Annotated in this window: 13 protein-coding genes and 1 pseudogene; 6 read left to right on the forward strand and 8 right to left on the reverse strand. The window is 60.6% G+C overall.

All coding sequences use genetic code 11. The annotated features are described in order from the left end of the window. Nucleotides 1-189: 189 nt before the first annotated feature. From KZX66_RS22535 to KZX66_RS22555, 5 genes are all read right to left on the reverse strand, one after another. The gene (locus KZX66_RS22535; protein ID WP_248083447.1) at nucleotides 190-1,644 is read right to left on the reverse strand and encodes an outer membrane protein transport protein; all 1,455 of its coding nucleotides are present in this window, start codon (nucleotides 1,642-1,644) and stop codon (nucleotides 190-192) included. A gap of 133 nt (nucleotides 1,645-1,777) precedes the next feature. After that, nucleotides 1,778-2,272: an alkane oxidation protein activator PraB gene (gene praB / locus KZX66_RS22540; RefSeq protein ID WP_248083448.1), complete on the reverse strand. Its 495-nt coding sequence runs from the start codon at nucleotides 2,270-2,272 to the stop codon at nucleotides 1,778-1,780. 131 nt (nucleotides 2,273-2,403) lie between these two features. Next, nucleotides 2,404-2,898, reverse strand: coding sequence for an alkane oxidation protein activator PraA (praA, locus tag KZX66_RS22545; protein WP_248083449.1), 495 nt, complete (start codon nucleotides 2,896-2,898; stop codon nucleotides 2,404-2,406). A gap of 111 nt (nucleotides 2,899-3,009) precedes the next feature. Next, nucleotides 3,010-4,290, reverse strand: coding sequence for an alkane 1-monooxygenase (locus tag KZX66_RS22550; RefSeq protein ID WP_248083450.1), 1,281 nt, complete (start codon nucleotides 4,288-4,290; stop codon nucleotides 3,010-3,012). Between the two features lie 301 nt (nucleotides 4,291-4,591). Next, on the reverse strand, nucleotides 4,592-5,581 hold the full coding sequence (locus tag KZX66_RS22555; protein ID WP_248083451.1) for an alpha/beta hydrolase: 990 nt from the start codon (nucleotides 5,579-5,581) through the stop codon (nucleotides 4,592-4,594). Nucleotides 5,582-5,857: 276 nt separating this feature from the next. On the opposite strand from KZX66_RS22555, the gene KZX66_RS22560 reads away from it, so the two are divergent. The 3 genes from KZX66_RS22560 to KZX66_RS22570 are packed head-to-tail and all read left to right on the forward strand — an operon-like array spanning nucleotide 5,858 to nucleotide 9,141. Continuing rightward, a complete protein-coding gene (locus KZX66_RS22560) occupies nucleotides 5,858-7,396 on the forward strand; it encodes an NAD(P)/FAD-dependent oxidoreductase (protein WP_248083452.1) in 1,539 nt (512 codons plus the stop codon). Then, nucleotides 7,393-8,283, forward strand: a complete 891-nt coding sequence (locus KZX66_RS22565; RefSeq protein WP_248083453.1) for an SDR family NAD(P)-dependent oxidoreductase — start codon at nucleotides 7,393-7,395, stop codon at nucleotides 8,281-8,283. The genes KZX66_RS22560 and KZX66_RS22565 overlap by 4 nt, the downstream gene beginning before the upstream one ends. Before the next feature lie 15 nt (nucleotides 8,284-8,298). Continuing rightward, entirely contained in the window at nucleotides 8,299-9,141 is an 843-nt protein-coding gene (locus tag KZX66_RS22570; RefSeq protein WP_248083454.1) for a metal-dependent hydrolase, read from the forward strand. Here the strand turns inward: KZX66_RS22570 and KZX66_RS22575 are convergent. Continuing rightward, nucleotides 9,126-11,213, reverse strand: a complete 2,088-nt coding sequence (locus KZX66_RS22575) for an EAL domain-containing protein (protein WP_248083455.1) — start codon at nucleotides 11,211-11,213, stop codon at nucleotides 9,126-9,128. The genes KZX66_RS22570 and KZX66_RS22575 overlap by 16 nt on opposite strands. Nucleotides 11,214-11,429: 216 nt before the next feature. Here KZX66_RS22575 and KZX66_RS22580 point away from each other — a divergent pair, with 216 nt between their 5' ends. Then, a complete protein-coding gene (locus KZX66_RS22580) occupies nucleotides 11,430-11,759 on the forward strand; it encodes a DUF6388 family protein (protein ID WP_248083456.1) in 330 nt (109 codons plus the stop codon). On the opposite strand, the pseudogene KZX66_RS22585 reads toward KZX66_RS22580, so the two are convergent. Then, nucleotides 11,756-12,232 (reverse strand): annotated as a pseudogene (locus KZX66_RS22585) (protein kinase); the annotation flags it as partial. The gene KZX66_RS22580 and the pseudogene KZX66_RS22585 overlap by 4 nt on opposite strands. A 57-nt stretch (nucleotides 12,233-12,289) precedes the next feature. Continuing rightward, on the reverse strand, nucleotides 12,290-13,111 hold the full coding sequence (locus KZX66_RS22590; protein ID WP_248083457.1) for an aldo/keto reductase: 822 nt from the start codon (nucleotides 13,109-13,111) through the stop codon (nucleotides 12,290-12,292). Between the two features lie 106 nt (nucleotides 13,112-13,217). Between KZX66_RS22590 and KZX66_RS22595 the strand changes: the two genes are divergently transcribed. Beyond that, on the forward strand, nucleotides 13,218-13,712 hold the full coding sequence (locus KZX66_RS22595; protein ID WP_248083458.1) for a DUF1543 domain-containing protein: 495 nt from the start codon (nucleotides 13,218-13,220) through the stop codon (nucleotides 13,710-13,712). A gap of 99 nt (nucleotides 13,713-13,811) precedes the next feature. Continuing rightward, nucleotides 13,812-14,093: a peptidylprolyl isomerase gene (locus KZX66_RS22600; RefSeq protein ID WP_005788801.1), complete on the forward strand. Its 282-nt coding sequence runs from the start codon at nucleotides 13,812-13,814 to the stop codon at nucleotides 14,091-14,093. Nucleotides 14,094-14,124: the final 31 nt, after the last annotated feature.

Below are 14,124 nucleotides of genomic sequence, written 5' to 3' on the forward strand. Positions count from 1 at the left end.
CACACTACAAACTTGGAAACACAAATTCAAATTTTGTTTTGAAATTTTTATTTAATGCTCGGGCGAAAAAACAGCGGCCGAACGGGTCAGCCTGGGTCAATGCTTAAGACCTGCGTGGAATGAGGATGAACCACTGGGGAAGGCAGCAAGATGCGCTTGGTGCCCTCCTCCATCATCCTCGGTGAAGCCTCAGAACGCGTAGGTGGCCGACACACTCACCACATCACCCGACGACTCGGCCTTGCCGTTGAGGCTGGCGCCGCCCAGGCGATCGACGTTTTGCGTCTTGAGCTTGACCTCCTGGACGAACTGGTGCGAATACGCCAGGTCGACACTCAGCCCCTTGATGGCTTTCACGTCGTAGCCGGCCCCCAGCGACAGGAAGGTACGGTCACCGTCCGGAATGCGGGGGTCGCGGGTCGAATTGCGCGTCGGGGTCTGGTCAAGGGCCACACCTGCGCGCAGGGTCAGCTCGTCGGTCACGCGGTAGTCACCGCCGAGGGAGTACATCCAGGTGTTTTTGTAGTTGTAGGGAATGGACACAATGGTGGTGCCCCCGGACTCAAGCGTCAGGTCCTTGAACGAGGACCACTCTGTCCAGGTCACGCTGGCGCCGAGGGTGAAACGGTCGTTGAACTGGTGCACCCAGTCCAGGCCCGCCGTGGCGGGGATGTCCAGTTGGACGCTGGCATGGGCACCGTCCGGCTTCAGTTCCAGCCCTGGGTAAGCGGTATTGACCAAGGTACCGCTACCGCCGAACGGGCTCGGCTGGGTCATGAGGTTGTAGGAAAACTGATCGGCGTACATGTTGTATTTGCCGGTCATCTTGTTCTTGATCTTGGCGTGATAGTTCAGGCCAAGGGTGTCTCGGTCGGTGGGTTTCCAGACCACGCCGGTAAACCAGCCCGCCGAAATATTGTCGACTTTCACGCGCATCAGCGCATTACCGACATCCGACGGGAAGTTGATCCCGCCCAGCACCGAATCGGACACCGCTGCGGCCGATAACAAGTCGACGTTCTGGCTGACGAAGCCCTTGCTGTGCTGCACGATCACACCACCGCCGATGGAGAACTGGTCGTTGACTTTGAACGACAGCGAACCCGTCAAGCCGACGGTTTCAATTTTGGTGTCCACGGCGAAGTCGCGCAGTTTCGAATCCTGATCCCAGGTGGAGCGCATCCCTTGGGGCACGACCTGACTCAAGCCGAACGCGAAGCGATCCCCCAGGGGCATCACCATGAAGCCGGTCGGCAACCAGGCAGTAAAGCCGCCTTGGCCACCATCGTTGTTATTGACGGTGGTTGCCGCGACATCGGGGAAACCGTTGGCATCCAGCGGCGTGCTGGAAATCGGGTTGCCGGCGTAATCCGAAGCGTCGCCCTTGTACTTGATCTTGATCCGCGCGTAGTCGACGGTGAATTGCGCGACGTTGTGCTCGACGAACGCCATCGCCGCCGGGTTGTTGTACGCCGAACTCGGGTCGTTCTTGAACAGCGAACCGCCCCCGAATGCACGGCCCCATCCAGGCGCGCCGTAGGTCGGTGTGGAGAAACCGCCGGCCTGGACAGGCACGGCCACCAGCGCCCCGCCTATCATCGCCAGCCCCAGCAAAACCTGCACATGTTGTTTCTTATTATTCATGCGGCACTCCTTATTGTTATCTCTCTGAGCCAGCCCTGCCGGTTCGTCTTGCGGCTTTCAACGTTTGGACCGGCGCCCGGTACAGGCGCCGGTTTTTTTCAACGGGTGATCAGCCCTTCGTTCTGTGCTGCCTTCAAGGCACGATGGTCAGCGCAGGGCTTGGGGTCACGCTCAGGCTCACCACGGTGCAGCTGCCGCTCAGGGTCTGATTGGAGGCGGTCAGCACGCCGCCGCTGTAACCCACCGCGATGGTGGACGGGCCGCAATTGGAGGCCGGGTACAGGATGGAGCTCGCGATGGTGTAGCCAACGTTTGTCACCGAGCCGACAGCCGCCCCAGTGGCGGTCAAGGTCCAAGGCAAACCGGTGATTTTAGGCAGCGCACACAGGCCACCGCCGGTCACTGCCACGCCAGTGATCTTGGCAACACCGGTTGCATCCACATTCCCGGTAAACGTGGCCCCACAGTTAACGGTGGCCTGGAAGGAAGATGGCGACTTCACCGAGATCGTGCCTGGCGCGGTGAAGCTGGTACTGACCGGAGAGATGCTATAGGCGTTCGCCATGGAAGCCGCACCCATGCAAACAGTCAAGGCAGTCAACGACACGAGGGTTTTCAAACTTTTCATTGTTATTCCTCACATGTAATGGCGAGTCATTCGCCGGGGGTAATGGCCATGAACGAGAGGTCACGGTGAACTGCAGAACTTCCCTTTCCAGCCAAATCTCAATTCAATTACCGCTACAAACAGGACGAGCGTTATTCAACAACTTTGAAGTTGGGCGGCATCTTGATCGACACCGTTTTGATCTTGCAGTCTTCGCCAATCGGTACATTGGCCGCTTCCAACTTGCCGGTGGCGTTATCCCACGTGCCCTCGGCCGTCGACGGCCCGCACTTGCCGCCCAGGCCGAAGGCATGCACATCCACGCTGATGTTGGACATGGCGCCGCTTTTCGTATCCTTGGCAACTAATACCCACGGCAAGTTGATTGCCTCAACCCGGCTGCACTTGAGGCCACCGTCGAACTCCACTTTGTCGACATTGACCGAGGCGCCATCGGCCGCGACCTTGCCGGCCACCTTGATGGTGCAGTCGGCGCTGATCAGCGCGCCCTTGGAGAAGCTGATGGGGCCTTGGGCCGTAAAGGCGCTGCCGGCCGGTTCGATACGGGCGGCCTGGGCCTGGTGATAGGTGATCAGGCCCAGTGCGGCGAGCACGATATGGGCGGTGAACCTGGCAGGTGTGTGCATGGTGTACGTCCTTCCCTTAATTATTGTTGTTCGGGTCAAACCACATTCTCGGGGCGATAAAATCCTGCGCGGTATTCACACCCCGAGTGGATGAATCACGTGTTACTTGAACTAGAACGGCTTGGCGCTGTTGCTGTACTTCGCCAGATACTTCAAACGCTGTGACGGCTGCAAATTGGTCAGTGTGATATCCCCGGCATAGTGGTTAAGCACGCGATGGTCCATGCGCCTGCGCCATAAATACGGCACGTAGGCCCAGACAATCATGCTCGCGTAACCGTAAGGCAGTTGCGGCGACTCATCGAAGTGACGCAACGACTGATAACTGCGCGTGGGGTTGGCGTGATGATCGGAATGCCGTTGCAACTGGAACAAAAAAATATTGGTCACAACCCGATTACTGTTCCACGAGTGTCGAGGCGAACAGCGTTCATAACGTCCATTGGGCAACTTCTGACGTTTAAGGCCGTAGTGTTCGACGTAGTTCACCACTTCCAACAACGAGAACCCGTAAATGCCCTGGATGACCAGAAACGGAATCACCGCCGCGCCCAGCCAGGCAATCATCGCGCCCCACAGCACCACGCTGTACAGCCAGGCACTGAGCACGCCGTTCTTCCAGTGCCATGCCGGCAGGCCGAGTTTGCGCAGGCGTTCGCGCTCCAGGTTCCACGCCGACTGTGCGCTGAACCACACCGAACGCGGCAGAAACGCCCAGAAGCTCTCGCCCAGGCGCGAGCTGGCCGGGTCTTCCGGCGTGGCCACCCGCACGTGATGGCCGCGGTTGTGTTCGGTGTAGAAGTGCCCGTAGAACGTCGGCGCCAGGGTGACCTTGGCCAGGAACACCTCCAGCGCGCTGGGCTTGTGACCCAGCTCATGGGCCGTGTTGATGGCAATGCCAGTGGCGGCACCTGTCGACATGGCCATGCCCAGGTAGGTCAACAGGCTCGGCTCGCCGTGCAACTGGGTGCGGGCAGTGATGTAGCTCGCCACCTGGGCCAACCCGCTGGACGGGTCAAGACCCGCGACCGCCGGCGTCAGGCCGCCCTGGATGATCCAACTGATGCCGCCGGCGGCCAGCCAGCCGGTGATCACCACCGAGCTGATCACGAAGAGCACCCCGGTGTAGACGATCCAGCGGTAGTAGCGCTGCGATTCAAGGTGGCTGACAGCGGATTCGGGCGGGTTGCTGACGTCTTCGCCCAACAGGCCGTCGATCAAAGGAATCAGGCCGAAGATCACCAATACGCCGACCCACCACAACGACTGGATACCGGTGCTGATCGCCAGCGCCCCGGACAGTAACGGCGTGGCCAGGGGCATGATGCCCAGCCACCACAGATGACGCTTGCCATCGGCCCAGACGGTGGGCGTTGCCAGGGTCTGGTTCATGGCAGCCTCCGCACGCGGGAAGCAGGCCGGGAAAAAAGGTTCAGGGAGCGTTGAATGCTCCGGGAAATCAACCATGCGATAAAAGGCGTTTTTTTCATTTTTATTCGCTCTTAGGCATTTCAAAAATCATTTCAAAATATAAATTGAAATATTTTTTTAAATAAATAGCGCGGAATCGTTAGGTCGTCAACTACTTTTTCGAGGCCTTTTTGACGTGACCGGGCAGTCTCTTTTTCTGCCACTTGGTCAGGTCTCTACGCCCAGCGTTTCAGGCCGTGAATACCCGCCATAAGGGCCACGTTTATTTGTTCGTCAGGGCAAAAGGGGGATGCAGAACGCTGGCGCCTTGCACGGGCTTCACGCGTTTGGCCACCTGCAGCACCACCTCGACCACGCGCGCCGTGGCGGTGATCGGCAACATATGGCCGCGCCCGTCCACCAACTGCAGCTTGAGCCCAGGCACCCGGTCGGCGAGTGCCTGGCCATGCTTGCGAACGTCCAAAACCCTGTCCTGTGCGCCGTAGATCAGGCCGATGGGCAGGGTCAGTTGCCCGTAGCGCTTGATCATGTCCGGCAAGTAATCGTTGACCAGGGCAATTTCGCTGGAGGCGGCATAGAAGTTGTCGGGGCGCATGCCCAGCAGCCCGCCGCCACGGGTGGCGAAATCGTCAGGGGCCGGGTCCGGCGCGAAGATGCCCTTGACCACTGAGCGGCGCATCAACAGCCCCATGGGCACTGTGAGGGTATGAGCCACCAGGCGCCGCAACAGGGCCGGGCGCACCGCCAGTGACCAGAACACCAGGGGCAAGGTGGGCTGGGGATGGGTCAGCGGCGCGACCAGTACCAGGCCTGATACTGCCTCGGGATGGTCTAGCGCCAGCGCGAGCGAGATCGCCCCGCCGAGCGAATGCCCCAGCACCAAGGGTTTATCCAGGCCCAATGTGTGGATAAACGCCGCCACTTGCCGCGCCTGGGCCGGCAGGTCGGCCGCCGTGCCTTTATGGCGTGTGGAATAACCCGAGCCGGGGCGGTCGAGGGTGATCACCCGAAAGTGCTCACGCAATTGGCCGGACAACGCATAGGTCAGGTTGCGACTGCTGCCCATCAACCCATGAATCATCACCAGCGGCGGGCCCTTGCCCTCCTCCACATAATGAAAGCGCTCGCCATCGATCTCCACGCAACGCCCCATCATCGGCACGCGCGCTTCAATGCGCCGTGTCATCCAGGTACTGAAGCCCCATAACAGCACACTTGCGCCCGCCGCAGCGGCCACCCATTCCACAGCCATAGCTCGGTCCTCCGCATCCCTGCTGCCGGCGACCCGACCGGAATTGATCTGGGCCTCAGCTACCGTCCACACCTTGGATCCGAACCCAGTCCATGCCATGCGCGTCCGTCGGACAAATCGCACAAGCGGAACAAGGATCTGGCGTAAGCGACATTTTCAGGTAGATTATTTAAAATCTTTTTTAAAATAATTAATTCAATTTTTCTTTGCAATGGTGTTCTATCTAAAAGACACAACAAAAACAGGAGCACATCCGATGCCCATCAAGGACAGCCTATGAATGCCCACAGTGACTCAATCGACATTGCCATCATCGGCTCCGGTTTTGCCGGGCTGTGCATGGCCATCAAACTCAAGGAAGCCGGGTTCACCGATTTCCTGGTCGCTGAACAGGCGCAGACCCTGGGTGGCACGTGGAGGGACAACCATTACCCCGGCTGCGCCTGCGATGTGCAGTCCCACGTGTACTCGTTTTCCTTTGCGCCTAACCCGAACTGGACCCGGCAGTTCGCACCACAGGCGGAGATCCGCGCTTATCTGGAGCACTGCGCCGAGCGCTTCGGGCTGGCGCCGTTCTTGCGTTTTGGCATGGGCCTGCAGCGCGCGGTGTTCGATGAACAGCAGCAGCGCTGGCAGTTGCGCTTCAGCGATGGCCGCCAATTGAGTGCACGGGTGCTGGTGTCGGGGATGGGCGGCCTGTCGCGCCCGGCGCTGCCGGATATTCCGGGGCTGGAGAGCTTCAAGGGCAGGCGCTTTCACTCCCAGCAGTGGGATCACGACTATTCGCTCAAAGGCAAACGTGTGGCGGTGATCGGCACCGGCGCCAGTGCCATTCAGTTCGTGCCGCAGATCGCGCCGCAGGTGGCCCATCTCGATCTGTTCCAGCGCACGCCGCCGTGGATCATGCCCAAGCCCGACCGGGCGATTTCAGCGGGCGAGCGCTGGCTGTTCAAGCATCTGCCCTTCACCCAGCGCCTGGTGCGCAACGCCTTCTACTGGGCTTTGGAGGCCCGAGTGGTAGGTTTTGCGCTGAATCCGCGGCTGATGAAAATGGTGCAGAAAATCGCCCTGCGCCACCTGCACAAACAGGTGGCCCGCCCCTCCCTGCGCAAAACCCTCACACCGGACTACACCATCGGCTGCAAGCGCGTGCTGATCTCCAATGACTATTACCCGGCGCTGTCACGCAGCAATGTCGAGGTGGTCACCGACCCGGTGCTGCGCATCGAGGCCGACGGGGTGATCACCGCCGACGGCATCAAACACCCGGCCGATTGCCTGATCTTCGGCACCGGGTTCCAGGCCAGCGATCCCCTGCCCCGCGACTGCATCATCGGCCGCGACGGGGTGGACCTGATGGACACCTGGCGCGACGGTGCCCATGCCTACAAGGGCACCACGGTGCCGGGCTACCCCAACCTGTTTTTGATTGTCGGGCCCAACACCGGCCTGGGTCACAACTCGATGATTCTGATGATCGAGGCGCAAGTGACCTACATCCTCGGTGCGCTCCAGCACATGCAGCGCAGCCGTATTGCCACGGTCGACGTCAAACCGGCGGTGGAACAGGCCTACAACCAGCAATTGCAAGACAAGCTCAAGCGCACCATCTGGAACACCGGCGGCTGCCAAAGCTGGTACCTGGACCCGCGCACCGGCAAAAACACCACGCTGTGGCCGGGCTCGACCTGGCGCTTCAAGCAGGTCACCCGCCAGTTCGCCCTCAAGGACTACGTGGTCGATCCGCTCCCGATCAATCCGCCGGCCCGCCCAGCCGCAGTGCCACATCCCAATGCAGAGGGGAGCCTGTCATGAAGTCATTCAACGGCCGCGTCGCGGCCATCACCGGCGCGGCGTCCGGCATGGGGCGCGCCTTGGCGCTGGCGTTGGCGCGGGAAGGTTGCCATCTGGCGCTGGCGGATAAAAACGCCCAGGGCCTGGACGAAACCCTGACGTTGATCAGGGCCTCCACCCTGTCTCCCGTGACCATCACCACCCAATTACTGGATGTGTCGGAGCGCCAGGCCATGGAGGATTGGGCCGCGCGCTGCGTCGCCGAGCATGGCCGGGTCAACCTGGTGTTCAACAACGCCGGGGTGGCGCTGTCCAGCACGGTGGAAGGCGTGGACTACGCCGACCTGGAATGGATCATCGGCATCAACTTCTGGGGCGTGGTGCATGGTACCAAGGCATTTTTGCCGTACCTGAAGGCCAGCGGCGACGGCCACGTGATCAACACCTCCAGCGTGTTCGGCCTGTTCGCCCAACCGGGCATGAGCGGCTACAACGCGTCCAAGTTCGCCGTGCGCGGCTTTACCGAAGCCCTGCGCCAGGAACTCGACCTGCAACGTTGCGGCGTGTCGGCCACCTGCGTACACCCCGGCGGGATCCGGACCGACATCTGCCGCAGCAGCCGCATCGACCCGAACATGACTGGCTTTCTGATCCACAGCGAGCAACAAGCCCGCGCCGACTTCGAAAAACTCTTTATCACCGATGCCGATCAGGCCGCCAAGGTCATCCTGCAAGGCGTGCGTCACAACAAGCGCCGCGTGCTGATCGGCCGCGACGCCTACTTCCTCGACCTGCTCGCGCGTTGTTTGCCGGCCGCCTATCAAGCGTTGGTGGTATTGGCCAGCAAACGCATGGCACCCAAACAACCCCGGCCGGTGTTTGAAACCAACGACGAACCCCGTCTCTGAACAGGAGCCCACACCATGTTGCCCATTCGCCGCGACCTGCGTTTTGCCTTGCCTGCCGAGCGCATCAAGAACTGGCATGAACAAGGCCCGTTCATCACGCATTTTTTCAACGCCTTGTCCCTGTTATTTCCCCAGGGCGAGCTGTTTTTCATGGACAGCGTGCGCCACTACCGTCAGCGCATCGATGACCCGGAGCTGAAAAAACAAATCCAGGGTTTTATCGGCCAGGAGGCCATGCACAGCCGCGAACACGTGGCCTACAACGACCTGATGCAAGCCGCCGGCCTGCCGGCACACACCCTGGACCGTCGGTTGAAATTCATCCTCGACCTGCAGAAAAAACACTGCCCACCGGCCTTCAACCTGGCGATCACTATTGCCCTTGAGCACTACACCGCGATGCTGGCCGAAATCCTGCTCAGCGACCCGTCGCGCTTCGGTAACTCCCTCAAGGGCTACCAACAGATGTGGTACTGGCACGCCTTGGAAGAAACCGAACACAAGGCCGTCGCGTTCGATGTGTGGAACACGGTGATCAAGCCAGGGCCCATGCGCTACCTGCTGCGCACCGGCACCATGCTCACCACCACGGTGTTTTTCTGGTTGGTGGTGCTGGACTTCCACCTGCGCCTGCTCGTTGCCGACCGCAAGAGCGGCGGGCACCTTAAAGGGTTCTGGCGCATGTTGAAGTTTCTCTACGGCCCCAGGGGCGTTTTCCCACGGATGCTGGTGCCGTGGCTGCACTACTTCAAACCGGGCTTTCACCCCTGGGACCACGACAATCGTGCGCGCCTGGCCGGCATCGATGGCCTGGTCGAGGAGATCGAACAGACCCGGCGCGGCTATGAGTCGGCCTGAGCGTCGGCCAAGGCCGCGCGCTCGCGCACAAAGCCTTCGACCTGATCGCCCGGCAGCGCCTTGCTGAAATACCAGCCCTGGATAAACAACTCGGCGCCGGTATTCAAAAAGGCCAACTGCTCGGCGGTCTCTACCCCTTCGACCACCACCCCCAGGTTCAGCGCCTCGCAAAAGCGCAGCATGCCGGTCAGGACCTGGGCGCCCTTCGGATCGTGTTGGGCCACCACAAAACTGCGGTCGATCTTGATGAAGTCCACAGGGAACTGGTGCAGGTAACTCAAGGCCGAGAAGCCGGTGCCGAAGTCATCGATGTAGACCTTGGCACCGATGGCCTGCAACTTCTGGATGGTCTGGCGCGTAGCCGGGACATCACTCACCAGCGCGTCTTCGGTAATTTCCACCGACACCTGCCCATGGGCCTGGGCCAGGATCTCCACCAGGCGATCGCCATAGGCAGCGTCGGTCAGGCTGGCACTGGAAATGTTGATGGTCATCGGCAGCGCGAACCCGAGTTTTTGCCAGCGCTGGTACTGACGCACGGCCTGGGACGCCACCCACACATCCACGTCCGGCATCAACCCCGCCTGCGCCAGCCACTGCAGGAACTCCCACGGCGAATGCACCGTGCCCTGGGCATCGCGGGCACGCATCAGCGCTTCGCAACCGGTGCACAAGCCGGTGCGGATAGACACTTGCGGCTGGAACTCCAGATAGAACTCATAATCGCTGATCTGCTGGATCCGGCTCAGGTCATTGGCCTGGCGTGCCATGACCTTGTGGGAGGCGAGCACGGGGTCGAGCTCGCGCAACCGGCCTTTTTCTTCCAGGCCACGAAAGGTCATGTCCAGGGATTTGAGATAGACCGTGCCCCCCTCCGTCACCTGGCGATGGAGCGCCCGCACGTAAGGCGCATACACCAGGGTTCCCAGCCCCAACAGCGACACTTGCAGCGCCACTGCCGCCCAGTCGCCATGGGTGCTCAGGTACGCATTGAGCAGCACCGGGGAGGTGAATGGCACACTGGCCACCGCCGGAGATACCCACCCCAGTTGCACCACGCCAAGCGCAAGCATCCCGTTCAGGGCGGGCACCACTAGAAACGGTATAAACAAACGCGGGTTGAGGATGATCGGCAAGCCGAACAGCAGCACCTCGCTGACATTGAACAGCGACAGCGGCAAGCTCGCTATCGCCACCAGGCGCATGGATTGGCTTTTGGAAAACAGCAGGATCGCCAGCAACAGGCATAACGCGGCGCCCGAGCCACCAATAAAGGCAAAACTGCCCAAGAGGCCGCTGTTCAACACATATTTGATCGGCTCGTCCGCCGCCGACGCCACGCCATTGAGTACCACGGCCTGGTCCAGCACATCGAACAGCGGTTGCATGGCGTAGACGCCGTGAATCCCGAAAAACCACAACAGAGAGTTCATCAGTGTCACAAACAAGCCGCTGCCGTAGGGCGACGCCAGCGCATTGATGACCTGAGGGCCCTGCAACTGCGCCACATAGGGCACCTGCAACAACAACGACAACACCAGCACCAGCGCCAATGCAGTGAGGGTTCCCGGCACCACCATATTGATAGTGCCCCTGAGGTTGTGGCCCACCAGGTCTTCGTTGACCAACCGGGTCCAACGGTGTCGGTGCAGCCAGGCAATGGCCGGCACATTGAGCAACGGTGAAGCGATGGCGATAAACAGCACGAACGTGGCTGATGCCCTGGGGTATTCACGCAGAATAAAGGTCGCCACCACCACGTGGGCCAAGCATAGAAACGCCACCGGCAACTGCGGCAAGCGGTGCTGGATCGCCAGCATGTAACCGATGGAAGCCGCCACCAACAGCGGGATCACCGAGCTGATCTGGTTGTGCAACCCTGCCAGGAAAGTCACGACCTGAGGCTCGAAGCCCAGCACCCGGGCACATTCGGAGAGGATCAGAAAACTCGCCGATACCAGCAGGCACGGCAGAATCCACAACAGCCCTTCGCGGATCGCGCGTAGCGATTCGGTACTGGCCAGCGCCGCCAGGCGTTGAGTAAAGAAAAGTTTGAACAGCGTTTGCGCCATGACACGTTCCTCTGCCCGTCGCCCTCTGCCCTTGGACGGCAGGGCCGGAAACTCCACGGCTAACGCTACACGTCCTGGCACGGGGAGCGAAAGCCCTTTACCTGGTATCACGCTGTTTTTCGGCAATGGATGAAGGGCCGGGTACTGATCGCCTATCTGTTATTGTTTTCGCTAAGACCGATACGCATCTGCCCCCCTTTGATTTGGAGTACGCCCTTGTCACCCCCTGGCGATAACCACCAGCTCGCGCTTGACCGTTTCTTGAACGAACACCCCGAGGTGGCCGCAGAACTGGATACCCTCAACCCACTGGCCGCCCAGGTCAAGGGCGAAACCCTGGCACAGTACCGCGCCGAACGCCTGCATGAAGCATTCGAAGCCGAGGCGCAGCGCCTGGGGTTATTCGCCTGGGAGCTGACCCTCAAGCTGACGGCTGACTCCCCGGAAGCCTTCGAGCATCAGCGTTTGGAAGTGCACAGAGAAGTGGCCCAAATGGCCGGCCTGAGCTGGTCCGAGTACTGCCAACTGCATGAGCTGCCCGATTAACCACGCCACCCGAACAAGGCGTGACGCTGGCGCCCCATCGCGTCGCGCAGTTCGGCGGCGCAGAGCGCTCGGCACGCCGGGTCAACGGCCAATGCCGAACGCAGCGCCGGCCAGCAATGCCTGGGTAATTGGCGAGGCTTTTCCAGAGGTGTATTGGGCGGTCGCTTGCCGAGGGGCTGCCCCTGGGCCAACGCAAAAAGTACACACGCCGCGCCATACAGGTCGGCGCTGGCGGACGGGCACCCACCGGCCAGCAGTTCCGGTGCGGCATACGCAGGAGTCCAGGCGTTCATGTGGCTGCGGTCCAGGCCCGGTAACCCGGCGGCCCGCTGCGCCGGGGCATATCCCAAGCCGAAATCGAACAAACGCACACCATGATCGCCCAGCATGATGTTGGCCGGTTTCACATCACCATGCACTACGCCCTGCTGGTGGACATACGCCAGTGCATCCAGCAGTTGCACCGCTATCGGCTAAGGCGGATCCCGGCAGAAACGGTAGCCAGGGACGGTGCCGTTTCTGCCTGTCGGCTACACCATCGCCAACGGGTGCTTACGCTTGGGCGCGCCGAAGACTCGGTCAATAGCGTCCAGGTCATGTTCGTCAAGCACCAGTTTGGCAGCGGCAGCGTTGAGCCGCACATGCTCCGGCGTGACCGCCTTGGGAATGGCAATCACACCTTCCTGGCGCAAGACCCAAGCCAGGGCAACCTGGGCGGGGGTGGCATCGTGCCGCTGGGCGATCTGCTTAAGTGTCGGGCTGGACAGCAGTTCACCACCCTGTGCAATCGGGCAATACGCCATTAACGGTAAATGGTGTTGCTGCCACCAAGGCAACAAATCAAATTCGATACCGCGCTCTTCAATGTTGTAGAGCACCTGATTGGTCGCACAGGCCGGGGATGCGAGTTCCTGAAGATCGGCCACGTCAAAATTCGAGACGCCCCAGCGACCGATTTTTCCGGCTTCACGTAAGCGCTCAAACGCTTCAACCGTTTCTTCGAGGGGATATTGACCACGCCAATGCAGCAGGTACAGATCGACATAATCGGTGCCCATACGCTTAAGGCTCGCTTCGCAGGCGCGAGGGATGCCTGTGCGACTGGCATTGTGCGGGTAGACCTTGCTCACCAGGAACACCTGGTCACGTCTGCCGCGAATGGCTTCACCCACCACCGTTTCAGCGCCCCCTTCGCCATACATTTCGGCGGTATCGATCAGGGTCATGCCCTCATCGATACCCAGTTGCAGGGCTGCGACTTCGGCACGCTGCCGGCCTGGGTCTTCACCCATGCGCCAGGTGCCCTGGCCGATGACAGGCACGGGAACGCCCGCAAGATCGATGGTACGCATGACAACCTCCTAAGGATTTCGCGTGATAACCGTGGGGCACTGACAGGACAAAAGGGTTCAACCGAAGTATGGTTGCCCTTTGCCAAGCCGCCAGGAAGAACCCGCAATGCTGTTTGTCGTAATGCTCGGGGGCAAGCACCCACGGGCCAGGATCGAGGTGCATGATGTGGTGTTTGCCGCAGGAGATTCACTGCAATCCACCTACCCGCAATTGCGCGACGCCTGGTTTGGCAGCCCCAAGGGCGTGCATATCGATTCCTGGATGGCGGTTGATGGCGTCGACGGTTGGAAGGTCGAACTCAGCCACTTGGCGCCCCAGGCGGACGCGCATCACCTGTACTTCCTTAATCTCGGTGGCTATGAAGCCGACAGCTTCGGCGAGGCTCACCACTACCTGCTGGTGGTCGCCCGCAACAAACAGGAAGCCACCCGCAAAGGCAAACAACAGATGCTGCGCCATTGGTCCCAGGCCCATACCGACGGGGTGCTGGACGTGGACGACTGCCTGCCTGTCGATCTGGTTGATGGGCGCTACCTGCACCTGGTTCAGGGCCCGCACCGCCCCACCGTCCAGCGGAACGACTATATTGTGCTGCCCTGAGCCTTCTGCAGCACCACTGACGCGACTGCCGGGAACTTTGCCAGGAAATAACCGCCTGAATCCGGTAGGCTCACCCTTTTTATTCAAGGAGTTACTCTCATGGCCAAAGCCACCGCCCGTCACATCCTCGTTTCCACTGAAGACAAGTGCAACGAACTCAAGGCCCAAATCGAAGGCGGCGCTGATTTCGCAGAAATCGCCAAAGCCAACTCCAGCTGCCCATCCAGCCGTCAAGGCGGCGACCTGGGTTCGTTCGGTCCAGGGCAGATGGTTAAAGAATTCGACACCGTGGTATTCAGCGCGCCAGTCAACACCGTGCAAGGCCCGGTCAAGACTCAGTTCGGCTACCACCTGCTGGAAGTCACCAGCCGTCAGGACTGATGCCCGCCCGCGCTAATGCTTGAAACAACGG

It is taken from the genome of Pseudomonas sp. EYE_354, assembly GCF_023148575.1.
Taxonomy (GTDB): Bacteria; Pseudomonadota; Gammaproteobacteria; order Pseudomonadales; family Pseudomonadaceae; genus Aquipseudomonas.

Coding starts and splice junctions, on each gene's coding strand:
- KZX66_RS22555 (WP_248083451.1), bottom strand. CDS start 5,581: ATGGCTGTGGAATGGGTGGCCGCTGCGGCGGGCGCAAGTGTGCTGTTA.
- KZX66_RS22595 (WP_248083458.1), top strand. CDS start 13,218: ATGCTGTTTGTCGTAATGCTCGGGGGCAAGCACCCACGGGCCAGGATC.
- KZX66_RS22565 (WP_248083453.1), top strand. CDS start 7,393: ATGAAGTCATTCAACGGCCGCGTCGCGGCCATCACCGGCGCGGCGTCC.
- KZX66_RS22590 (WP_248083457.1), bottom strand. CDS start 13,111: ATGCGTACCATCGATCTTGCGGGCGTTCCCGTGCCTGTCATCGGCCAG.
- KZX66_RS22600 (WP_005788801.1), top strand. CDS start 13,812: ATGGCCAAAGCCACCGCCCGTCACATCCTCGTTTCCACTGAAGACAAG.
- KZX66_RS22570 (WP_248083454.1), top strand. CDS start 8,299: ATGTTGCCCATTCGCCGCGACCTGCGTTTTGCCTTGCCTGCCGAGCGC.
- praB (WP_248083448.1), bottom strand. CDS start 2,272: ATGAAAAGTTTGAAAACCCTCGTGTCGTTGACTGCCTTGACTGTTTGC.
- praA (WP_248083449.1), bottom strand. CDS start 2,898: ATGCACACACCTGCCAGGTTCACCGCCCATATCGTGCTCGCCGCACTG.
- KZX66_RS22550 (WP_248083450.1), bottom strand. CDS start 4,290: ATGAACCAGACCCTGGCAACGCCCACCGTCTGGGCCGATGGCAAGCGT.
- KZX66_RS22535 (WP_248083447.1), bottom strand. CDS start 1,644: ATGAATAATAAGAAACAACATGTGCAGGTTTTGCTGGGGCTGGCGATG.
- KZX66_RS22575 (WP_248083455.1), bottom strand. CDS start 11,213: ATGGCGCAAACGCTGTTCAAACTTTTCTTTACTCAACGCCTGGCGGCG.
- KZX66_RS22560 (WP_248083452.1), top strand. CDS start 5,858: ATGAATGCCCACAGTGACTCAATCGACATTGCCATCATCGGCTCCGGT.